Here is a 4,302-nt window from a genome sequence, read left to right on the forward strand (position 1 = left end):
CACCAACAGCCCCGACCGGGACGGCATGCTGGTGATCGCCAACGGCCTGCTCGTGGCAGTGTTGGTTCGCCTCGCCGAACCCGAGCATGCCAATGTCGGAAGCTGGTTCATGGAGGCGGGGTTCGGCCGGCTGCAAGGGCAGAGGGTCCCTACCTTCCCCACTCTGGAAGAAGCGACGCGCTGGCTGCGACGGCATCTGAAGGCGGCGTGATCTGTCCGCAGGCTATCGGCCGGAGCGCATGACCTACAGATCCGAGGATGACGCCACCGAACGAGTGCGATCGGGTCGGAGCACGAGCGAACCCATGCACGGGACCGCTAATCACCACGAGAACAGCCAGTCGAGTTTCGGCAGCATGAACACCATTGTCGCCCCGGCGCCCAGCACGCCCGCAATCATGACCACGAATTCCATCGCGGCGTCCTCCCATTAGATTGAACTCAGCCTGACCTGTTGAAGCGCTGATGTGTCCACTTATCAGCTCACCAGCGAAAGAAGCGATCGAAAGAGGGGAGGACGGCGATGGTCAGTGCGATAGCGCAGACCGCTGCTACAAGCATGCTTCCGAGAGACAGAGACACAGCCGCGTCGCTCCTCGTTGATCCAAGAACCAATTTCCGGATCAACATTCCCAGAATGAAATCTGTGCTGCGCTACAGAATAACCGGCGTCGCTGGCTAGCGCTCGCTGGATGGGATCACTCGGGATTGTCGACAGGCTGAAGGGCCTTGGTACGTCGTCTAGCGAACCAGAATAATTTGGCCCGCCAGCCTCTAAATGACGCGTGCCTTTCAAGGATACAGTAGGCTCAGGCCGCGTGCGCCAGCCGCTGCTCGATCCAGGTCTGCGCGGCATCGAGGTCGGCGAAGGTGGGCGGGGTCGCGCTGCTCACCAGCCCAAAGCCCGCTTCCAAGAACCACATCCCGGCTATGTCCTCGTGAAATCCTGAGAGCCGCACCAGCACCGCCGCGAGGAAGGCATCGGCGAAGACGAGTTGGCCCTCGATATCGTAGCTGCCCGTTCCGACCTGCACGGGCTGTAGGCGAAGGGTCATCCGGCCACCCGCTTCCCAAGCTGCAGGTATGTGGAGTCAAACTCCGAGACCCGAAGAAGTTCGTCCCACGCCTCGATCACCAGCGTCTGGCTCCGGAGCGTGATCATGGTCCGGCCGCGCATCTCCTGGAGCACGCGGTTGACGTGCACGGAGGTGAGCCCCAGCGCGTCGGCAATATCGGTCTGGGTGATCGGCAGCGGACAGCGGAAGTTGCCGGCCAAGCCGACCGCCTGCAGCTTCAGGTACAGTTCGCAGAACAGGTGCGCGACGTGCTCGAAGGCCGAGCGGCGGCCCATGCTGATCAGCCACTCGCGGAAGATGCCCGCATCGATCAGGGTGTCGCGCCAGAAGATCGACGCGATGCCAGGGTAGCACGCCGTCAGCTCCCGCAGGCTCTCGTGCGGGATGAAGGCCACGACCGCTTTGGTCAGCGTGGCGAGGCTGTGATCCATGGTGTGAATGTGTAGGCTCTGCAGATCCGGGATGTCGCCTGCGATGTGGAACGATAGGATCTGGCGCTTGCCCTGGCTAAGCATCTTGTACCGGCAGGCCCATCCGTCGAGGATGAGGCAGCAGTGCGTGGGCTGGTCGCCGTCGCGCACGATGTCCTGGCGAGCGTCGAGGTTGTGGATCCTCATCGGCAAGCTCCGAACGGCCTGACGTTCCTTGTCCGAGAGGGTGGTGATGCTCTCCAGCTTGCGGATGAGCATGCCCGGGGCGTGCTGGTCGGGGGCTGCGTTCATATTTCCCACCTCGCATCGCAGGCGGAAGCGCACGGCTCTTCCAGTCATCGGCGCCTGTATCGGATCAACCGATGATGATCCCTACGATAGACTGATTTTACCTCGAAGTTCTGTCATAAGATATGTTCTTGAGGCGATCATACGCCCGCAATGCTCAGCTTCGGGGTCCATTTGCTTCGATCGCGCGGCGAAGGCATGGCTATCGGCATGACCTTGATCAAAATTCCAAGCTTGCACCCTCGATTACACGAGGCCATTGAGGACAAAACCTGACCAACGCCCGTCTTTTGATCAGATGGATCTTTTTGTTTGCTGGCATGAGTGTCCGGCTGTCGCCGCGATGATGTGAGCGCAGATGGCCACGCGAGCGTTCCTTGCCCCTTCATCGCCCGCATGGCCTTTCCTAACCCGAGCGCACTCAGGCTCCGTTGCCCGGTTCGGGTAGCGGGGCCTTTTTGTGCGGATCATCCGTTCCGTGGTGTGACGAGGAAAGCCAAGCAAACGCACAAATCCCAGAATGCTTTGCCGAACTGAGGATTTCGGACGATGCTTTATGGTCTCTATTTCATAACGTGCATGGTTTCGAACCCGGCACACTGCATTATGCGCGTTCACGCCTTCGACGAAGATGTCACGACGCCCCAGCAGTGTATGTCTGTCGCCCAGCCTCAGATGGCCCATTGGCAGGGCTCTCACGCCGATTGGCGGGTTGAGCGCTTCCGCTGTGGGAAGCCACCGAGGGACGATTTGACGCGCATCTGAGGTTTTGTCACCCGGCTTAGAAAGAGTAGGCCGGACCTCGGCTGTCGGTCAGTGAAACTACCCGCGTCCGGAGCCGGACCCTGGGTGGACCGTTCCGTCACCTGATCTGATTACCGGATGGCGGGGCTTGGTGCCGTTCCGCACGGCGATAGACGGGACGCAACGACGTTAGGGTTAGTCTTGTTATCCGAGAATTGGCGCACCGTGGAGCAGATCTGGGACGCTCGAACTGTACGGCGGGCTCCAGGTCCTCGCATGAGGGGATGTAGGCGCACCAGCCGCATACGCCCCTATCAGCGGCCTTTGGGGCATTCCACTGCGAGCAGGTGGGGCAGACCTTCATCACAATGCGGGTGCCGTGGACGAACGCCAGTCCGCGGCCACCGAAGGTGGTCGTGCCTTGAGGGAGATTTTTTAACATAGGTGTCTCCTGCGCAATGCCGCAGGTTGATGTCAATGGCCGCTCAAGGTCTCCAGACCTGCTTTCTTGGCGGGTCTATCCGATGGGGCGCTCGGGAAGCGGCTGGCGCAGGAAGGAAGTGGCTGCTTGGCCAGCCCGCAGGGATAATTCCCTCTGACCCACGATTTGAGCCTAAGCCATTGATGTGCCGGGCTTTAGGGGCGAGACCTCCTTGCTTGGTTTCGGGCCGACAATGCTCGCCCCGCGTTCCATCTTTCTGGAGCCGTAAGCGGAGCCCGGCACCCCGCCGTTCTCAGGGATGAACTCTGGGCCGAAGGTCACTGCACGAGACCGGTGAACCTGCACGCGGGCAGTGCCGTCACCAGCATCGTGACACCCAGCAGCGACTTCGCGCTGCCGATTTGCGCGAAGAGCCGGCAGCTCACCGGCCCGCGCCCTTCTCGACGAACTCCCATACTGAGATACCCCATTGCTGGCCCGGCCCATTCCGATATCCGGAGGTTCGCTCAAACAAGATCCGGTCGGCCTCAACGCCACGCGCCGGTCCGCCCCCGACCATCAGAACCCGCAATAATCCAGCCGGCTCGGTTCTCTTCGACCAAGCCGACGAAAATCAGCACGGTGTGGACACTAGTCGGACTTGACTGTCTGATCCGGCTTGAAAGTGGCAGCCGCCGCGATCGTGTCTTTGCCCATGACGAGCATGGCCGAGAACCGGTCGCGACCGGGATACAGCACCAGCGCTGAGGGCTCGACCGCGATACGGCGGCTGCCGACGCCGAGGACGCCTCCGACATCTAGAACCACCGCCTTGAGGGCGCCCCCATCACCGATCAGAAGGTCAGTCATCTTGCCGACGCTCTGTCCCGACAGATTGTGCACCCCTGTGCCGATCATCTATGACGTCAGGAAGGTGATGGGTTTGGGATTACTGCGCCGCGTTGCATCATCCGCCCTGGCGACCTGCCTGAGTTGGCCGCCCGTTCCGTCGGTCGAGGAGCTTGGACCCGTGCCAGGAAGTATTGTATCGGTGCCGATCACCGTCTTATCCTGAGCGAGCGATGGAGATGTTGCCGAAAGGCCAAGGACCGAAATCAAAAATATAGTCTGGTATTTAAAAAACATTCGCGAGACCTTATGGTGGAAATTAAATACTTCAGCCTCGGGCTGCTGATAGCCGCTTGGTGTTGAAGGCAACGTGCTCGCGGTAGCGAGCGATGACTGTCTCGGACGAGCCGCCGAGCATCAGCGTCGTCATCGCCTCACCGGCGGCGTGCACCTTCTCGATCACCATCGACTGCATCTCGGCCCGGCCCTCACG

4 protein-coding genes are annotated in these 4,302 nt (G+C 60.9%); 1 reads left to right on the plus strand and 3 read right to left on the minus strand.

What is annotated here, in order from left to right:
• A partial coding sequence (locus tag MKK69_RS00270; protein WP_243964640.1) for a hypothetical protein occupies positions 1-211 on the plus strand: 211 nt, incomplete at its 5' end.
• 598 nt (positions 212-809) lie between these two features.
• Here the strand turns inward: MKK69_RS00270 and MKK69_RS00275 are convergent.
• From MKK69_RS00275 to MKK69_RS00290, 3 genes are all read right to left on the minus strand, one after another.
• Complete coding sequence (locus tag MKK69_RS00275; RefSeq protein ID WP_243964641.1) at positions 810-1,055, minus strand: hypothetical protein; 246 nt, start codon at positions 1,053-1,055, stop codon at positions 810-812.
• Complete coding sequence (locus MKK69_RS00280; RefSeq protein WP_243964642.1) at positions 1,052-1,765, minus strand: Crp/Fnr family transcriptional regulator; 714 nt, start codon at positions 1,763-1,765, stop codon at positions 1,052-1,054. The genes MKK69_RS00275 and MKK69_RS00280 overlap by 4 nt, the downstream gene beginning before the upstream one ends.
• A gap of 1,846 nt (positions 1,766-3,611) precedes the next feature.
• Positions 3,612-3,878, minus strand: coding sequence for a PRC-barrel domain-containing protein (locus MKK69_RS00290; protein WP_243964643.1), 267 nt, complete (start codon positions 3,876-3,878; stop codon positions 3,612-3,614).
• Positions 3,879-4,302 lie beyond the last annotated feature (424 nt).

Source organism: Methylobacterium sp. J-026 (genome assembly GCF_022829585.1).
Taxonomy (GTDB): Bacteria; Pseudomonadota; Alphaproteobacteria; order Rhizobiales; family Beijerinckiaceae; genus Methylobacterium.